This is a genomic window from uncultured Eudoraea sp. (genome assembly GCF_947258925.1).
GTDB lineage: Bacteria > Bacteroidota > Bacteroidia > Flavobacteriales > Flavobacteriaceae > Eudoraea.
The window spans coordinates 1-19128 of record NZ_CAMYKG010000022.1 but is presented as its reverse complement, the minus strand read 5'-3'; the positions used below and the strand labels follow the sequence as shown (position 1 = coordinate 19128).

The window sequence follows — 19128 nt, the reverse complement described above, 5'->3', positions numbered from 1 at the left end:
TAAGCTTATTTTAAGTTGCCGGTATGATTCAGTTTGCTAAACTCCTGCTTTTTCCAATAGAAGTTCAAGTCTGGGTTTATGCTTTCTGCTCATTGGAATGCTGTGCTCGCCAACTTCCACACTCGTGCCGCTAAATTTGTCTACCATGCTTAAATTTACAATATATGATCTGTGAATCCGAAGGAAACTGTCCTTTGGTAATTGATTTGCAATTGATTTCATGGTATTGAGCACAATCACCTTTTCGTATTTGGTAATTAGTTTTATATAATCACCAAAAGCCTCTACCCATTTAATGTCTTTAAGGTAGATCTTCTTGTTTTTCATGTTGCTTCGTACCATCAAAAATTCCTGCTCATCAAGGGTTTCATCCACTTTGACCAGGTTCTTAAGAACTTTTTTCACAGCCTTATGAAAACGTTGAATTTTTGCCGGTTTTAGAATGAAATCTGTTACGCCATAATCAAATGCTTTTAAGGCATAATCTGAATTACCGGTCACGATTACAACCTGAATGTCCTGCTCCAAAGATTCAAGAAGATCAAAGCCATCTATAAAAGGCATTTCAATGTCGAGAAAAATTACGTCAATTTTGTGATTTTTGATAGTTCGATTCGCATCCATGGCGTTGCCGCAAACGGATACCAAATGCAAATCCTTATGGTTCCTTACCATTTGAGCTAAAATGGCGCCTTGAACTTTCGAATTTTCGATTACCAGTGTATTTAAACATCTATTTTCCATAGACTTATAAATATTGATCTGCTGAGTGTATTCAGGAAAGAATTCCGGTATTCCTGGTTCATTATATAATCAAAAACAAAACTAGCGGTATTTTCATATAGGAGGAATGACATTGATCATAGTACAGTTTGTTTTATCTGCTTTAAACCCGCCGGCTTCAGGCCAATAGCACTCATCCATTTTAATTTCACAAGCAGAATTTATACAAAATAAAAAGAAAAAGGCTGATATTACTATTAAAATAATTTAAGTAAAATGACATTTATCACTTTTTAGGTAATCCAGGGTTCTTAGTTTAGCAACTTTTAGAAAAAGATGAAGGAACTAGTAACTCGTATACTGCATAGGAAATCTAATATTAATTTTGTTGCCGTAAGTATTGGGATAGTATATTTCTGGTTTGGGATGCTCAAATTTTTTAATGGCGTTAGTCCTGCGGAAGATCTTGCTAAGGCAACAATCAGTGAATTAACTTTTGGATTGATCGCCCCTGAGGTTTCAATTATTTTACTCGCTATTTGGGAGACCATGATTGGGGTTTTACTAATAGCCCACTTTTTTGAAAAATTTGCTTTAAAACTGGCTTTAATACATATTGTATTAACCTTCTTGCCTTTTCTTTATTTCCCAGACCTGGTACTCTCACAAGCCCCCTTTAACCTTACTCTTTTGGGGCAGTATATAATCAAAAACCTAATCATATTAGGCGTCTTGTTAGTACTACTTAAAGAAAGTCATAAACTAAGGTCATAAGAACTGTCTTAATGTTCTTGGATTGGATAGTTAGTATTCATAAATTAGGGGATGGGATATTGGTTTATTCTAACCAGACATTGATCAAAAATGATTAATGTCATAGTTTACCATTATCTTTAAAACGATCTTTATTCATAACTATAAATTAATTAACTATGACGATAAACATTCAATATGTTCAAATGCCTACCAGCGAATCTATGAGCGCTATTGTTACTAACAAATTAAATAAACTCTCAAATAAATATGATTGGATTATAAAAGCAGATGTATTTTTTAAATTGGAAAATGACCCATCGGGTTCAGGTAAAATATGTGAAATACAGTTAAGTGCCCCCGGCCCCCGCCTATTTGCTAAATCTAGTCAAGACAATTTTGAAAAGGCTGCAGCCACTACAATTAAAGAATTGGAGAATCAGCTAAGAAAAAGAAAGGAAACATTCAAAAAGTATTAGATAAGATTATTAAATAAATCGCCATGAAAAAAATATTAGTCCCTGTAGATTTTTCGGAACATGCCGGATATGCACTCGAAGTAGCAGCAAAACTGGCAAAGGATTATAGTGCTGAAATTACCGTACTTCACATGATGGGACTGTCTGAAGCTTACTTGTCTAAGAGTGAATCAGAGGAAGCTGCAGAAGCCCACTTTTATATGAAATTGGCCAAAAAACGGTTTAATTCCTTTTTGGATAAACCGTATTTGAAAGATGTTAAGATTACTGAAATGGTGCAGAATTATAAGATATTCAGTGAGATTAACGAATTGGCTAAAGAACAACAGATTGACCTGATAGTTATGGGGTCCCATGGCGCAAGTGGCGTTAGCGAAATATTCGTTGGCTCCAATACAGAAAAAGTTGTACGTTCTTCTAATATACCCGTGCTGGTTATAAAGGTACCAAGGCCTCAATTCAGTCCTAAATTAGTTGTTTTTGCCTGTGATTTTGCGGTGGAGAGCATAAAGGCCTACCATAATGCTCGTTCATTTTTTGCCAAATGGAATGTTCAACTTCACTTGGTCTATGTAAACCTGCCCAATGAAGATTTCAGAAATACCATGGAGATCAAAAAGAAGGTAGATTTCTTCCTGAAAGTAGCACATAATGGAGAACTTCCCCCCAATACTGAAATCATTCATATTTCAGATTATTCAATTGAAAGCGGCATTTTTAATCACGCAAAGGATGTTAATGCAGATTTAATAGCAATTCCGACCCACGGAAGAAGTGGAATAGCACATTTTTTCAAGGGAAGCATCGGTGAGGATTTAGTAAATCACGCTGAATTACCTGTGATTACCTTTAAGGTCTAGTGTAGTACACAAATTGATTGCCCTTTTTTAATTTATATCCTAACAGATGCATGTTTTTGATAATAATAGCAACATATTCCACTTACTTTCTGAAGCGGTATCTGAAGGATTAATTGTTGTAAATGAGGATCAGTTAATAGTCTCCATAAACAATAAAGCAGCGCAACTCTTTGATTTTTCGAAACTTGAACTTTTAAGTAAGCCCTTATCTGTAATAATACCTGACCGGTTTAAAAAAGACCATAAAGAAAATGTTGCCGAGTATTTCAAAGACATCAAGAAAGACAAGATGGCAGGTGGTCAGTGCGTTCAGGGCAAGAGAAAATCTGGACGGGAATTCCCGGTAACAGTCCAGTTGAACCCTTTTAGAATCTATGATAGAACCTATGTTCTGGTGCTTGTTCGCGATTTATCGGAAAGAAAGGAAATAGAAAAAAGTTTAGATATTAAGAGTGAAGCCATTGAGGCCACGCATAATGGAATTGTCATAACGGACGCCTTAAAAGAAGATAATCCGATTATTTATGTAAATAGAGCTTTTTTGAAGTTGACCGGGTATTCAGAATCTGAAGTTTTAAATAGAAATTGCCGATTCCTTCAGAATAATGATAATGATCAGGAAGGGCTTACAATCTTGCGCAAGGCCATTTCAGAAGGTAAAAAATGTCAGGTACAACTTAGAAACTATAAAAAGAACGGTACATTATTCTGGAACGAGGTTTCTATAAATCCGATTCGTAATGGAGATGATAGGATTACTCATTTTGTGGGAATTCAAAATGATATTACCAACCGAAAAAAGGCAGAGGAGGAAATAAAACATTTTTTAAAGATTTTTGATGAATCACTAAACGAGATTTACGTATTTGATCTGGAAACACTCAGGTTTACCCATGTGAATTATGGGGCGCAAAAGAATACAGGATATACTATTGGAGAACTTAGGCGAAGGACCATTACAGATCTTGTTGAAGGTATTTCCGAAGATAGATTCAGGGAGTACCTTCCTTCTGATAACATAGAAAGAAAAGAGAAAATTACATTTGAGACGAATTTTAAACGAAAGGATGGTACAACCTATCCTGTGGAAATTCATCTGCAATCTTCAGAACTTGGCAATAGAATTGTAATGGTTGTATTTGTACTTGATATCACTGAGAGAAAGAATTATACACAAAAACTGGAGAAAACTGTTGCCCAAAGAACCCATGAGCTTAACGAAGCTTTGGTTAAGGAGAAAGAATTAAATGATCTTAAAACCAAATTTCTTTCTATGGTTTCTCATGAATTTAAAACCCCATTGAGTACAATTCTTACTTCTGCGACCCTGGTAGGCAAGTATACCTCCACTGAACAGCAGAATATAAGGGATAAACACTTAAAATCTATTACGACCGGTGTTCATCATCTTACAGGAATATTGAATGATTTTTTGTCCCTTGAACGACTGGACAAAGGCAAGGAATTATATCGGCTGACGGATTTTTCACTGAGCAAAGTGGTCAATGAAGTGATATATAGTGCCAACATGTTATTAAAGGACGGGCAAAAAATTAATTATCCCATGAATATCGATGATGTTAAAATACACCAGGATGAAAAGATCGTTTCCCTGTTTCTAACTAATTTATTGCATAATGCCATAAAATATTCACCTGAGAATACAGAAATAGACCTGAAAATAGATGTAAATCATAAGGATGTTCATTTTCATGTTATAGATAAGGGAATTGGGATACCCGAAGAGGATCAAAAGTATATCTTTAACCGATACTTCAGGGCAGATAATGTATTGTTGACACAGGGTACCGGAATAGGTCTTAATATTGTTAAATCTCATGTTGAGAACCTGGGAGGGAAAATCAGCTTTAAAAGCGTGGAGAACGAGGGGAGTACATTCTCGGTAGATCTGCCTCTTAATATTGATAAGTTGGAAGATTAGAAAAATGATTGAGATATCAGAAATTTATTAGGATTATAATAGCTGCTTTTATGAAAACTGTATTATTGATTGAGGATGATAAAGCTTTAAGAGAAAGTACCGCCGAATTATTGGAATTGGCCAATTACAAGGTGCTTACTGCCCCTGATGGAGAAAAAGGTGTATTGGTAGCTAAATCTGGTAACCCGGATGTTATTGTATGTGATATTATGATGCCAAAGTTAGATGGTTATGGTGTTTTGGATGCCCTGTCGGAAGACGACAGCACCAGGTCCTTACCTTTTATATTTCTTTCGGCTAAAACCGAAAGAAAGGATGTAAGACTGGGGATGGAACTGGGAGCCGACGACTACCTCACCAAGCCATTTGAAGAATCCGAACTAATTGGAGCAATTGAAAGCAGGATTGCCAAGGCCAGGATTATACAGGAAGCAAGAGAGGGTAAAAGTTACGATGATTCAAAATTTGAATCTCAGATCAGGACTATTCATCAACTTAAAAATTTTATTGATGATAATGGTGAGGAGTATGAATTTCAATTAGGGGAGACTATATACAGAGAAGGAGATAACTCCAATTTAGTCTATTTAGTGATTAAAGGCATAGCAAAAACACATAAACTGGATGAACAGGGTAAAGAGCTAATAACGGGCATATACAAAGTTGATGATTTTTTTGGCTTTACCAGTTTTACCAAAAATATACCCTATCAGGAATACGCCACTGCTATGGAGGACTCTATACTCATTGGCCTTCACAAGGATGAGTTTAAAACGGTATTGGAGCAAAATGGGGAGTTGGTAATGGATTTATTGCAACTTTTATCTGAGAATCTTACACAAATTAAAGAGCAATTGTTGCAGATGGCGTATGGCTCCGTAAGAAAAAAAACGGCATCAACCCTGCTTAAATTTGCCGATAAATTAAAGGAGGATGAAGAAGGAAATATTCATGTCTTACGCAGTGACCTTGCAAGTGTTGCAGGAATGGCCACAGAAACACTGATTAGAACCTTATCGAGTTTTAAGAAAGAAGGTATTATTAAGATCAAGGATAGAGATATTAAAATACTTGATATGGAGCGACTGCAAAAGATACCTTTTTAGAAAATTTTTCACTTAGAAAAAATAGTTCACATGATGACGATCATTTTATCCGCCAGTAGAGGATTGTATTTTTACGTTTTATCAAATTAGACTAGCATGAAACGAATATTAATCCCGACAGACTTTTCAAACAATTCACTAAATGCCATTAAGTACGGTCTTGAATTGTTTAAAAAAACCAAATGTATTATTCATCTTATTCACATAAGTCCCATCCCACCTTATTCCGGTGCAGGGACTTCCGTTAGAGGAACCACAACCCTTTTAAAGGATACTGTTTTAACCCAGAGTAAAAAGGACCTTAAAAAGTTATTGGTTTATATAGAAGAAAATTGCCATAATGAGCTGCATTCCTATGTTACCCTTGCAAAATATGACTTTTTTGTAGATGGTTTAAAAAGGGAAATTGAAAAGAATAAAATTGACCTTATTATCATGGGTACAAAGGGTGCATCAGGACTTAAAAAAGTGGCTATTGGAAGTAATACAGGTGATGTAATTACTAAAGTAAAATGTCCCCTCTTAGCGGTGCCTGAAAATACCAGGTACAAAAGACCCAAAGAGATTGCCTTCCCTACCGACTTTCATATTGCCTATGACATTAATGTCCTGGATACTTTAGTCAATATGGCAAGTATGAACGATTCTGTATTGCGGGTTGTGCATATATCTAAAAAAGGTGAATCCCTGAGCGAAGAACAGTTGAGAAATAAGGACTTTTTACATGATTATCTCAGGGGAATTGACCATAGCTTTCATTCCTTAACCGGTTCAAAACTTGAAACCGCTATACAGTGTTTTATTGAAAGCAGGGATATTGACCTGGTGGCCATGGTGGCAAAAAATCTAAACTTTTTTCAACGTATCCTGTTTAGACCCACAGTTGAGGAGGTAAGTTATCATACAGATATTCCCTTTTTGGTCCTCCATGAATGACGCGTATGCGAAATGATTATTTCGCGAACCAATATTTTTGATCAGTTTAATGAAATTAGTAGTTCAGAGGAACTATAAAATTATTTGAAAGATTCAATAACCCTGACTATTTCATCTTTCTGCAAGACACCTGATTGCCGCCATAGTAGTTTTTTATCCTTAAACAGGAGCATGGTGGGGACACCTCTAACCTGATATTTGGAGGCTATTGCCTGGTTTTTGTCTACGTCTATCTTAATTATTTTTACAGCATCGCCCAAATCTTCTTTAACCTGTTTTAATATCGGCGACAACATTTTGCATGGACCGCACCAATCTGCGTGAAAATCTATCAGAACCGGTGTCTGACCTGCTGTTAATTTCTTGAAGCTATCTTTCATAATTTTCAATTGCCATGCTAATTTAAAAAATATCTAATGACTACTACCTGATCAATGTCATGGTTTTTGGGATCTTTAAATACTAATTTTAGTGTGGTTCTTAAGACAAACTAATTATGAGGAAAGTTATTGTACCCACGGATTTCTCTTCAAATGCATTCAATGCACTCAAATATGCAAGTCAGATTTTTAAATATACGAGGTGCGAATTCTTCATCTTACATGCCTATGCAGATGAGGTATATCAGCAAGATAAGGTAGACAAAAGAAGTATGCTTGATGAGTTAAAAGAAATGACTTTCAGGGACTCTGAAAAAGAACTGGCCCGAATAAGGAAAGATATATTCGATTATTCACCAAATCCAAAACACAAATTCAAAACTATTTCAGCATTCGGAACGCTTACAGACGAAATTAATGACCTCATAAATTCGGAGAATGCAGATATTGTAGTTATGGGAACACGGGGGGAAACCAACGATAGGACGATAACTTTTGGCAGTAATACTGTTCAGGTCCTGAAGTATGTACAAAGTCCTGTGCTGGCAATTCCTGAAAATTATAAATACCACCCTCCCAGAGAGCTATTGTTTCCTTCAGACTATTTGGTACCTTATAAAAGGAGGGAATTAAAATTGCTATGTGAGTTAACAGGCTCCTTTAAATCTACTATTCATATGCTCTATATTGATGGAAGTAAGAGACTTTCACTAAGGCAGGAAGACAATATGCGATTTCTAAAAGAGTGTTTGTATAAAGCCAATTTGCTTTTTGAAACTACGAGTGGCAAAAATAAGACCATTGCGATCACAAAGTATATTGTTCACAAAGAAATAGACCTTTTAGTCATGGTGAATTCCAGGCATTCGCACCTTGAACAAATGTTACATCAATCCACAATTGAAAAAATAGGATTACACATAAAAATACCTTTCTTGGTTTTGCAAAATTTGTCTCGTTAATAATTAAAATATGTACTGATGAAAAGAATAATTCTTCCTACCGATTTTTCCCATAATGCGTATAATGCAATCTCTTATGCCTTGAACCTGATGAAGGATGAAGAGGCAACGTTCTATCTTTTAAACACTTATACTCCTGCTATTTATCAGACAGAGTACTTGTTACAAAGCCCGGGGCAAATTGGCCTGGGTGATATCTATCAATCCGAATCTATAAATCAGCTTGAAGAGCTTAAGAAACAGCTTGAAACGGAGTTTAAGAATCCAAAACATACACTTATTACACATTCCGCATTCAATATTCTTGTAGATGAAGTTGCTTCTTTGGTGATCAATGAAGAGGCTGACTTGGTTATAATGGGTACTCAGGGAGCTACGGGAGCACAGGAGATTTTCTTAGGAACCCACACCGTTCATGTCATTAAGAAAGCCACTTGCCCTGTGATAGCAATTCCTGCAGAATTTGATTACTTGACCCCAAAAGAAATACTTTTTCCAACAGATTTTGAGGTAGATTATAGTGAAGAGCAGTTACGATCTCTGGTTCATTTGGCCAAGATTCATAATTCCAGAATTGATGTAATTCATATTTCCAGTGGCTATGATCTTACGGAGGATCAATTAAAAAATAAAACGAAACTGGAAAAAATATTAGGTAAAATCCCCAATTCTTTTCATGACCTTCCAAGTCAGGAAATCATTACCGGCATAAATGATTTTCAGTCTAAAAACAATATGAATTTGCTGGTAATGATTCAGAATAAACATACTTTTTTGGAAAGTCTTTTTATCGAACCTGTTATCAAGAAAATAGGGTTCCATGTTAGTATTCCATTTATGGTTATTCCATAATTAAATTTATAATTTTTATAATTCAATGAAGAATATTCTTGTTGCCACAGATTTTTCGAACAATGCATATAATGCCCTTTTTTACGCAACGCAATTATTTAAGAATGATTCGTGCTCATTCTATATACTGAATGCATATTCCGAACATACAAGATTAAAAAGTAATAGCATCGCTGCCGGTCGTAAGCTTAGTTTATTGCAGCAATTGGGAGAAGAGTCCAAAGAAGGTTTGAATGCGTTTTTACACAAAATTAATCTTGATACAGCTAATAAAAATCACCATTTTAGTATCCATTCTAAGCATGAAAATACTATAGATGCCCTGCAGCAGGCTATTAAGCAGACCAATGCAGATCTGGTTGTTATGGGGAACAAGGGAAAGACCGGTTCCAGATCAATATTTTTGGGAAGTAGTGTTATCAAAGCAATTAATGCAATCAAAGACTGTCCAATATTAACCGTGCCCGGTGAAAAGGAATTTATATTACCTGCCGAAATTGCTTTTGCTACAGATTATAAGAATAGTTACAATGCTAAAGTATTGCAACCACTAATCTCTCTTGCTTCAAGTTGTAATTCAGCTATACGCGTCGTTCATATAAATGTAGAAGAGCGATTAAGTCCTGTTCAGAAATCCAATTTGTATATCCTGAGAGAGTATTTAGGGAAAATAAAGCATTCTATTCATTGGATGCCCGATTTTACCAATAAATCTAAGGCAATAACAGAATTTATTGATGAATTGGACATTGATATGCTGTCAATGGTGCATTACCAGCACGGATTTTTGGAGAAATTAACCCGTGAACCGGTAATTGAGAAAGTAAGTTTTAATATCAATATCCCTTTTCTCATTCTCCCATTCGACGACTGACCACTGTCATTTGACAATTAAAGGCGATATTATAGTTTTATGCATCAGTCAATTGCAAATAAGTACTCAATATAAATTCACAAAATTAGATCCATGAAAGAAATAGGTATTTGGTTAGATAAAGAAAAGGCTCATCTGGTAACCTTAAAAAATGAAGATGTTTTTTTTGACACTATTCAATCAGAAATAGAGTTTTTTAATCCCAAGGGAGGCGCACGTTCCAAACAAAGATGGGGACCACAGGATGTAGTACAGGACAGTAAATATTTGGAAAGGGAGAAACAACAGATGAAAATGTATTTCAGCGAATTAGCAAAGAAAATAAAAGATGCAGATGCCATTGCACTTTTTGGTCCGGCTGATACCAATTCCAAATTTTATAAGGAGTTAAATGAAAACTATAATACTCTTGCTTTGAAAGTTAAGGGCGTAGAAAAAGCAGATAGTATGACTGAAAATCAGGTAAAGGCTATGGTCAAGGAATTTTTTCACAAAAAAGGACGCTATTAATTCTTATAAATACTGACTTAATTATCACGTTTTAGCAAGCAATGGGAAATGAGGATTATTTTATAGTCAAAGCTTCGGGTGACAAAGTATTATTCTCAGAAGAGAAATTACGTACTTCTCTTAAAAGAAGCGGGGCAGATGATGACTTAACAAATCAAATTTTGTCCCTGGTCAGGGAAGAACTATATGATGGCATCACAACCAGAGAAGTATATAATAGGGCGTTTAGTTTCTTAAGACGTAAAAAACCTGTCTTTGCCTCCAAATATAAACTTAAAAAGGCCATTTATGAGTTAGGTCCCACGGGCTTCCCCTTTGAAAAATTTTTAGGTGCAGTTTTGAAGTATTCGGGTTACAAAATTCAGGTAGGAAGGACTATTGCAGGGAAGTGTGTAAGACATGAGATAGATGTGATTGCCGAAAAAAATGGATCAATCATTCTTATTGAATGTAAATTTCACGGAGACCAAGGTCGAAATTGCAATGTTAAAATACCATTATATATTTATTCCAGATACGAGGATATCAAAAATGCAGCTTATAAAAGTAATTCCAGTACGAAAGAACCCGATGCCTGTTGGGTAGCTACCAATACCCGCTTCACCAAAGACGCTATGCGCTATGGAAATTGTATGGGGCTCTATCTTTTGAGTTGGGATCTACCGAAAGGGGATAGTCTCAAAGAACGAATAGACAGACTGGGTCTCTATCCGATAACGGTTTCTACACTCCTTACGAAAAGGGAAAAACAATTCTTACTAAGTCGGGATGTGGTCTTGTGCCGTCAATTACTGAAGGATAGCTTTTATCTGGACCATTTAGGCGTCTCTGATACTAGAAAGACTAAAATTCTGAAAGAAGTTGAGATGATTTGCAAGATTTGATATTCTAAAATTAGGATCATGGTTAAGGTGCACTTCTTAGGGGCTTCAGGTACAGTGACAGGGTCTAAATTTTACCTAGAAACGAATGAGCAAAACATACTGGTTGATTGCGGAATGTTTCAGGGAAGAAAGGACCTCAGAATTACCAATAGATCGCCTTTACCTATTTCGGTTCCTCAAATTGATATTGTATTATTGACACACGGCCACCTGGATCATACCGGTTATTTACCCAGGTTGGTCAAGGCCGGATTCAAAGGGAAAATTGTAGGAACCGCACCTACACTTGCAATAACCAGAATAATACTGCTCGATAGTGCAAAGATCAATGAAGAAGAAGCTGAATTAGCCAATAGTGAGGGATATAGTAAGCATAAACCTGCGCTACCATTTTATACCATTGAGGATGCACAGGATACTATAGGATTATTTAAGGCTGAAGAGTTAAACCAATGGATTCCACTTTCTGAAAACATACAATACAGATTCAGATATAACGGACATATAATTGGTTCAACCTTTATTGAACTTGATATTTTTGGGAAACGCTTTGTATTTTCCGGAGATGTTGGCAGACCAGATGATATACTCTTGGAAGCACCGGTTAAACCCGAATGGGCCGATTTTCTTTTTGTTGAAAGTACCTATGGCAACAAAATCCATCCCGAAAATAAGATGGAGGAAAGATTGGTTGAACTGGTGAAAACAACTATTTACGAAAAAGGTATTCTGCTCATCCCTTCTTTCGCGGTAGAACGCCTGCAATCTCTGATGTATTTATTCTGGCAACTATATAAGAAGAACAAAATACCAAATATTCCAATTTTTGTTGATAGTCCAATGGGGGCCAACGTACTTTCCATCTTTGAGCGGTTTCCCGGGTGGCATTCACTTTCTCGCAAAGAATATGATGCCATGTGTGCTCATGTTACTATTATTGAATCCTACAGGGAAACCTGGGAGACTATTGATGATCCAAGACCAAAAATCGTTATTGCAGGTAGTGGTATGGTTACAGGGGGAAGGATTCTTACTTACCTGCGACAGTTCCTGGATAGAACCAATACCAGCGTACTGTTGGTTGGTTATATGGCTGAAGGAACAAGAGGAAGAACACTTCTGGAAGGTGGGCAAGAACTTAAGATCTTTGGTAAATTTTACCCGGTTAAAGCACATATATATCATGAAGAGAGCTTATCTGCCCATGCAGATCAAAAGGAACTACTGGATTGGATGGATTCCATTAAGAATATCCCTGAGCGGGTTTTTTTGATTCATGGTGAGCAGGATGCTTTAGATGGGTTTAAACATAAAATAACTGGGGTATACAACTGGAATGTACATGTTCCGAAATTATTTGAAACCATTGAACTCGTTTTTTAATAATCATATAAATACGAATGCTAATAGTTGAGGTGGCAAATAGTTTACCACAATTCTATTTCTTAAAGCGGAAATATCTGGTTATACCGGAGGTATTTTAAAGTGCAACGGGCCGGACCATTGGGAAACATAAAGTTTTATGAAGTACCTGATAATTATCATTTCTTATTATTCAGTAAAAGGCTAAATTGAAATTATCCAAAAATAGCCAAAGACCATATTTGATTAAAATATAAATTATTGATTAACAAATAGTTAAGGTTTAATTAAGTACAATTTCTAAAATTTGAGAGTATGAAAATTAAAGAAAACTCCCATCGCTATATTGAATGGATAGATCCTGAGGAGATGCATAGTACAACTGTACTTTGGTTATCGGAATTAAAATTTATGAGAGATGAGCAATTGTTTTTAAACAATTTGATAAAACATTATACTGTACAATTAGTGGATTCAAAAATATTTGGAAAAAGTAAGAAAATTGTGGTAGTTCTATCTAAACTTGAGGATGAAGTTATTTCATTAATGAAAAAGGTTCAGACCCATGAAAACAAATTGGAAGTAATGATTGATGATGTTGATCAATTTGAATTGGAAAAGGCCTACAGAGATACCCATAGGGAATTGACAAACACCATTGCTCATTATAAAGAGCAATATAGGGAAATCAAAACAAGGCTTTTTGAATTGGTTTCTAAAGTGATTAAAAAGGAAAAACAGAAACGATTACTAAATTGAATAAATCAGATGAATAAATCCTATCTTTTATTAATGGTGTTACTCCTGGGATGTTCCTCCTCAGAACTGATAGATAATTGGAAAAATCCGGACATTGTCATTTTTGATGCGAACAAAGTACTTATTGTTGGAATGACTTCTAATCTTAAGGCCCAGGAAGAATTCGAAACAAAAATGAAGCGTCATTTTACCAGGAGGGGAGTAGAGGCTATGCGAAGTATAGATTTATTTGATGTTGGGTTTACAGACTCTGAAAGATCGGAAGAAGAATTGGATGATGTTGAACAATCACTGCTTGATAAAGATTTTGATGCTATTTTATTTACGAAGATTCTTGGTGCCGAAAACAAGGAAACCTTTAGGAAAGAGATGTCAGATTTAGATAGTTTTAATTCTAAATTCAAAGATGACTATATATCACATCAGGATATTTATTATGATGACAATTATTATGATGACTACAAGGTTTATCATGCGGAAACCTCTCTTTATTGTATATGCGTTGGTAAGGAACGCCAACTTATATGGCGAGGTATCATTGATATAACAGATCCTTCAAATATCAAAAAAGCAGTGGACGATTATGTAAAACTTGTAACTTTTGCCATGGAAGAACAAGATTTGATTTTTCATAAAGAAACCGATGATAAGGAGTCCACGAGCGCAAAGTAACCATATCGCCGATCAGAAGATCGCAGAATTCCAATAACACGTCCTGCCAAATTCCAAAGATGGTGCTAATAAGTATTTTATGCTTTTGGTATCAATTAAATTTGTAATTTGATTTGATAAAAAGGCTTTGTTATGAGACGTGTAATCGTGGATTTTAAAAAGTTAAACAAGGACATCCTGGATCTTCTTGTTACAAAGTACCCTGATGGATATGATGATGACGATATTATCACCTTTAAAAACGCATTAAATGAAATAGTGGAATGCGTTGAAGTAAGGACGGATGATGCTATTTATCTGGTAAAAGTCAGTAAGCGTCTCGTCGCGGCCATGGAGGATCATGACCTGGAAGACGATGATATTATAGACGATGACGTTGTAACTGAATTGCCAATGGAAGATTTGACGGATGAGGAAAAATAAAGGAATGCCCTTCCAATTAAGTTAATTACTACCGGCCTGAACAAAATTCTTACAATGAATTCAAAATTGGATTATGTTTTCCCTTGCTTAAAGATTATTAACTGCCTTTCACCATTAAAACTGGTTTATTTAATCATTTTTTTAGCTATACTCCCCACCAACGCCCAGACACCGGTAGGATACAATTTATGGTTGGGATACCCTCAAATTAAGAAGCAAACCGTAAGATCAGAATATCTACGTACTACAAATTCAATATTTTTTAGGGCTAAAACCCCTGTGCTGCAAACTGCCAGGAAGGAACTCCTTAGAGGTCTTGAAGCGATGTTAGATACTGTTTCTGGGGTGCTGGATTCACCCAATGCAATGAATACAATGTGGGTGGTTGAGAAAAATGATTTAAACCAGGAGTTACGGAGAAAATTAATAGGAGATTTTGAACGGATTGGCAAAGAAGGATTTATTATCAAATCTGTTTTGGTAAATGGTAAGGGTATTTTGCTAATTACTGCTAATGAAGATTTAGGAATACTTTACGGGGTATTTAAATTCTTGCAATTAATGAAATTGCAAAAAAAATTGGATGAATTAAATATAATTGAAGGACCAAAACTTGATTTACGTATGCTCAATCATTGGGATAATCTGGACCGAACCGTTGAGCGCGGATATGCCGGCTTTTCACTTTGGAACTGGCAGAAACTACCTGAATATATAGACCCTCGTTACATAGATTATGCACGGGCAAATGCTTCAATAGGAATAAACGCAACTGTATTAACCAATGTCAATGCAAATGCCCTTGTATTAACTCGGGCCTATTTAGAAAAGGTGGCTGCCCTGGCAGATGTTTTCAGGCCTTATGGAATAAAGGTGTATTTGACTGCAAGATTTTCTGCGCCTGTTGAGATTGGCGGGTTAAATACCGCTGACCCGTTAAATGAGGATGTAATTGAATGGTGGAAGGATAAAGCCAAAGTGATCTACCAAATGATCCCTGATTTTGGAGGATTTTTGGTTAAGGCCAACTCCGAGGGACAACCTGGACCTCAGAATTATGGAAGAACCCATGTTGATGGTGCAAATATGCTTGGAACTGCTTTACAGCCCTTTGGTGGAATAGTAATATGGAGGGCCTTTGTTTATTCTGCCACAGATGCGACAGACAGAGCAAAACAAGCCTTTGCTGAATTTGTGCCCTATGATGGAAAATTTCTGGATAATGTGTTGGTTCAGGTTAAGAACGGACCAATAGATTTTCAACCCAGAGAACCATTTCATCCGATGTTTGGCGCAATGCCAAACACATCACTTGTTATGGAGTTTCAAATTACCCAGGAGTATCTGGGTTTTAGCTCACATCTGGTATTTTTGCCAAAACTATATGAAGAAGTGTTAGATGCTGAGACCTATCGCAAAGGCAATAATTCTACTGTTGCAAAAGTCATTGATGGGTCCTTATTCAACAACAAGATAACAGGGATGGCAGGTGTGGCCAATATAGGAACAGATATAAACTGGACAGGGCATCCTTTTGCCCAAGCTAATTGGTACGGTTATGGACGATTGGCCTGGAATCCCTATTTGAGTTCCGATATGATAGCTGATGAATGGCTGCGATTAACCTATTCCAATGATTCCAGGTTTTTAGACCCTGTAAAAGAAATGATGGCTAGTTCCAGGGAAGCAGTTGTTAATTATATGACGCCGCTGGGATTGCACCATCTCATGGCTACAGGTCATCACTATGGTCCCGGGCCATGGGTAAATGATTTGAGCAGACCTGAGTGGAACCCTACATATTATCATAAGGCCGACAAGTTTGGTATTGGATTTGATCGCACCCCTTCGGGAAGTAATGCAAGCTCCCAGTATGCACCAGAACTAGCTAAACTTTTTAATAACCCGGATTCCACACCGGAAGAATACCTGTTGTGGTTTCATCATTTACCCTGGGATTATAGACTAAAAAATGGTGAAATATTATGGGATACACTTGCATTGAATTATCAAAAAGGGGTTGATCAGGTGAAAGAAATGCTTGGCATTTGGAAACAGGCAAAAATGTATATTTCCGAGGAACAATACAATGAAGTTAAAATGCTATTGGAAATTCAGCTTAAGGAAGCAAAATGGTGGAGAAATGCATGCCTCCTATACTTTCAGACATTTTCGGAAAGAAAGCTTCCAACCGGAGTGGAACTGCCCGGTGAAAACCTTGAATATTATAAGTCCCTAAAATTCCCATATGCCCCGGGAAATTAAGAATCAATAACATTAAAGAATATGAAATTATCAACTAAAAATCAAAACCAATTGAAAGAATCATTGATTTATACCTGTATATCTTGTTTTGTGATTTTTGGTATAAATGTAGTTAGGAGCCAGAACAAAATAGGCATGTTCGATGGAAACATAGATATCGGAGTATGCAAAATAAAAGGATATTCGGACTATTCAGAAGAGGATCAAACCTATAAAATAAGCGGTTCGGGCACCAATATGTGGTTTGGGGAGGATGACTTTCAATATCTCTGGACTACTATTCAGGGCGACTTCATTCTTAGGGCGGAAGTAAAATTTATAGGAAAAGGTGTTGACCCTCACCGAAAAGTTGGATGGATTGTTAGGAATAACTTAGATGACAATTCAAAACATGTGAATGCCACTACCCATGGCGATGGTCTGACCACTCTCCAATATCGCCGGAAAATAGGAGGGGAAACCAGAGAATTGATTTCTCCTGATACATTTCCGGATGTTATTCAGTTAGAAAGAAGCGGTAATACATTTATCATGTCTACTTCCAAATTTGGAAATGAACTTAAAAGTGTGGAACTGCCCGATATGGAATTAGACAATTCTGTCTATATAGGTTTATATGTATGTTCACATAATCCTGATGTTTTGGAATCTGCTGAATTTAGAAACGTAAGGATAATTAAACCGGTTAACCCGGATTTTACGCCATATCGGGATTATCTTGGCAGCAATCTGGAGATTATGGATGTTGAGAGTGGACATCGAAAGATAATATACAAATCTGCACACTCCATACAAGCCCCCAACTGGACACCTGAAGGCAATCGATTGATTTACAATTCTAAAGGGCATTTGTACAACTATGAGCTATCAACTAATTCCATTACTCCCTTAAATACGGGCTTTGCAGTAAATAATAATAATGACCATGTCCTCACTTTTGATGGCGCTTTATTGGGAATAAGTAATCATAACCAGGATGATGGTGGTACATCTGCCCTGTTTTATATGTCAGCCGAAGGGGATTCTTTGCCTAAGATGGTCACAAAACCCGGCGTAGGAGCATCCTATTTACATGGCTGGTCTCCTGACAATAGTAAAATGGTCTTTACCGGCAACCGAAACGGAATTTACGATATATATACAATTGATATTAATTCAGGTGCTGAGAATCAACTTACCAATAAATCCACTTTAGATGATGGTCCTGAATATAGCCCGGACGGGGAGTATATCTTTTTTAATTCCACGCGCACGGGAAAGATGAAACTTTGGAAGATGAAAGCAAATGGCGAAGAGCAAACCCAATTGACTTTTGATGAATACAATGACTGGTTTCCGCATATAAGTCCGGATAAAAAGTGGATTGCATTTATTTCTTTTCCTAAGGATATTGACCCTTCTGACCATCCTTTTTATAAACACTGTCTTTTACGAATAATACCTTACAATGGGGGAACACCAAAGGTAATAGCTTATATCTATGGGGGTCAGGGTTCTATAAATGTACCCAGCTGGTCACCGGATAGCAAGAAAATTGCCTTTGTGACCAATACTAATTAATAACTTTGTCATTCAGTTATAGGCTAATTGTATTGATAGTTTATAACCAATTGAACCTTATTTTCGCCTCTTGGGCATTACAAGACTATCGGCCGGATAATTATCTTTGAGATAGGTCATTTGATTCTTTGCCCAACCAATAATCTTTTGCCTTTGATCTTCGGAAAGATCAGCTTCTTTATGTAAACCAAAATTGGTGTAAGAAGGTAGTGGCATTTCCTTCTCTTCAACCATTTCAATCGTTTCTTCAAATTTATGATTTTGAATGGCGATGGGCATTTTGGTAAATTCTGAGAAATTCAAATGTCTTTTGCCATCCACCACATGATCATTGAGCCACCATGCAACCGGTTGTACATTTGCATACCACGGATATTCCGTTTTATTGGAGTGGCAGTCATTGCAGGAAACCTGTAATAGGTGATTTACATCATCCGGAACCTCATATTTGGTGGAAATGTCATAGGTTAGGTCATTAGATTCGTTTTTATCGGGACGTATAAACTGTATGATGATCAGGACAACTAACAGTCCGGTTAAGATTTTTTTCAACATGATCTATATATTAAAATAGTTTAGAATTTTATTCGTTGCAAAGATTGAATTAAAAAGTGATTATTTATACTTTTTCACACGGTCATCAGAAATTACCCCTTTCCAGTTCATTCCAAACGCAAAGTCATATACATTTCCATCGGCATCTTTATATGGTGTCATATCTCTCGGAACATCTTCAAATTGGGCTTCAACGGTCAACATGTCCGCAGGCATTTGAAAAGGTAGTAAAGCAGAAGGTTCTGCAGCTCCGGTTATGATTTCCATCAAG

21 protein-coding genes are annotated in these 19128 nt (G+C 36.4%); 17 read left to right on the top strand and 4 right to left on the bottom strand.

Going from position 1 to position 19128, the window contains the following annotated elements; all coding sequences use genetic code 11:
* Positions 1–36: 36 nt before the first annotated feature.
* Complete coding sequence (locus tag Q0X77_RS09390; RefSeq protein ID WP_297796406.1) at positions 37–744, bottom strand: LytTR family DNA-binding domain-containing protein; 708 nt, start codon at positions 742–744, stop codon at positions 37–39.
* Positions 745–1059: 315 nt separating this feature from the next.
* On the opposite strand from Q0X77_RS09390, the gene Q0X77_RS09385 reads away from it, so the two are divergent.
* The 6 genes from Q0X77_RS09385 to Q0X77_RS09360 all read left to right on the top strand — a co-directional run bounded on the left by Q0X77_RS09385 (position 1060) and on the right by Q0X77_RS09360 (position 6799).
* Complete coding sequence (locus Q0X77_RS09385) at positions 1060–1497, top strand: doxx family protein (protein WP_297796403.1); 438 nt, start codon at positions 1060–1062, stop codon at positions 1495–1497.
* Between the two features lie 158 nt (positions 1498–1655).
* Positions 1656–1955, top strand: coding sequence for a ribosome-associated translation inhibitor RaiA (raiA, locus tag Q0X77_RS09380; protein WP_297796401.1), 300 nt, complete (start codon positions 1656–1658; stop codon positions 1953–1955).
* Positions 1956–1978: 23 nt separating this feature from the next.
* A complete protein-coding gene (locus tag Q0X77_RS09375) occupies positions 1979–2815 on the top strand; it encodes a universal stress protein (protein WP_297796398.1) in 837 nt (278 codons plus the stop codon).
* 46 nt (positions 2816–2861) lie between these two features.
* Positions 2862–4757, top strand: coding sequence for a PAS domain S-box protein (locus Q0X77_RS09370; RefSeq protein ID WP_297796395.1), 1896 nt, complete (start codon positions 2862–2864; stop codon positions 4755–4757).
* A gap of 50 nt (positions 4758–4807) precedes the next feature.
* Positions 4808–5863: a response regulator gene (locus tag Q0X77_RS09365; protein ID WP_297796393.1), complete on the top strand. Its 1056-nt coding sequence runs from the start codon at positions 4808–4810 to the stop codon at positions 5861–5863.
* A 96-nt stretch (positions 5864–5959) separates the two neighbouring features.
* The gene (locus tag Q0X77_RS09360) at positions 5960–6799 is read left to right on the top strand and encodes a universal stress protein (protein WP_297796390.1); all 840 of its coding nucleotides are present in this window, start codon (positions 5960–5962) and stop codon (positions 6797–6799) included.
* A gap of 80 nt (positions 6800–6879) precedes the next feature.
* Here the strand turns inward: Q0X77_RS09360 and trxA are convergent, their stop codons facing one another.
* Complete coding sequence (gene trxA, locus Q0X77_RS09355) at positions 6880–7179, bottom strand: thioredoxin (RefSeq protein WP_297796387.1); 300 nt, start codon at positions 7177–7179, stop codon at positions 6880–6882.
* Between the two features lie 116 nt (positions 7180–7295).
* Here trxA and Q0X77_RS09350 point away from each other — a divergent pair, with 116 nt between their 5' ends.
* From Q0X77_RS09350 to Q0X77_RS09300, 11 genes are all read left to right on the top strand, one after another.
* Positions 7296–8141: a universal stress protein gene (locus Q0X77_RS09350; protein ID WP_297796384.1), complete on the top strand. Its 846-nt coding sequence runs from the start codon at positions 7296–7298 to the stop codon at positions 8139–8141.
* Between the two features lie 18 nt (positions 8142–8159).
* On the top strand, positions 8160–8993 hold the full coding sequence (locus Q0X77_RS09345) for a universal stress protein (RefSeq protein WP_297796382.1): 834 nt from the start codon (positions 8160–8162) through the stop codon (positions 8991–8993).
* Positions 8994–9018: 25 nt separating this feature from the next.
* A complete protein-coding gene (locus Q0X77_RS09340) occupies positions 9019–9867 on the top strand; it encodes a universal stress protein (RefSeq protein WP_297796380.1) in 849 nt (282 codons plus the stop codon).
* Between the two features lie 93 nt (positions 9868–9960).
* Positions 9961–10377 (top strand): hypothetical protein, encoded by a 417-nt coding sequence (locus Q0X77_RS09335; RefSeq protein WP_297796377.1) that lies wholly within the window; start codon positions 9961–9963, stop codon positions 10375–10377.
* A 41-nt stretch (positions 10378–10418) separates the two neighbouring features.
* A complete protein-coding gene (locus Q0X77_RS09330; RefSeq protein WP_297796374.1) occupies positions 10419–11261 on the top strand; it encodes an ATP cone domain-containing protein in 843 nt (280 codons plus the stop codon).
* Between the two features lie 18 nt (positions 11262–11279).
* Positions 11280–12644, top strand: a complete 1365-nt coding sequence (locus Q0X77_RS09325) for an MBL fold metallo-hydrolase (RefSeq protein ID WP_297796371.1) — start codon at positions 11280–11282, stop codon at positions 12642–12644.
* A gap of 294 nt (positions 12645–12938) precedes the next feature.
* Entirely contained in the window at positions 12939–13382 is a 444-nt protein-coding gene (locus tag Q0X77_RS09320; protein ID WP_297796367.1) for a hypothetical protein, read from the top strand.
* 9 nt (positions 13383–13391) lie between these two features.
* A complete protein-coding gene (locus Q0X77_RS09315) occupies positions 13392–14054 on the top strand; it encodes a hypothetical protein (protein ID WP_297796365.1) in 663 nt (220 codons plus the stop codon).
* Positions 14055–14186: 132 nt separating this feature from the next.
* The gene (locus tag Q0X77_RS09310) at positions 14187–14477 is read left to right on the top strand and encodes a hypothetical protein (RefSeq protein WP_297796362.1); all 291 of its coding nucleotides are present in this window, start codon (positions 14187–14189) and stop codon (positions 14475–14477) included.
* A gap of 54 nt (positions 14478–14531) precedes the next feature.
* Positions 14532–16742, top strand: a complete 2211-nt coding sequence (locus tag Q0X77_RS09305; RefSeq protein ID WP_297796359.1) for an alpha-glucuronidase family glycosyl hydrolase — start codon at positions 14532–14534, stop codon at positions 16740–16742.
* A 21-nt stretch (positions 16743–16763) separates the two neighbouring features.
* Entirely contained in the window at positions 16764–18302 is a 1539-nt protein-coding gene (locus tag Q0X77_RS09300) for a biopolymer transporter TolR (protein WP_297796356.1), read from the top strand.
* A 57-nt stretch (positions 18303–18359) separates the two neighbouring features.
* Here the strand turns inward: Q0X77_RS09300 and Q0X77_RS09295 are convergent, their stop codons facing one another.
* Positions 18360–18857, bottom strand: a complete 498-nt coding sequence (locus Q0X77_RS09295; protein ID WP_297796353.1) for a heme-binding domain-containing protein — start codon at positions 18855–18857, stop codon at positions 18360–18362.
* Between the two features lie 60 nt (positions 18858–18917).
* Positions 18918–19128 (bottom strand): hypothetical protein (locus Q0X77_RS09290; protein WP_297796350.1); only part of this gene is annotated, 211 nt, incomplete at its 5' end.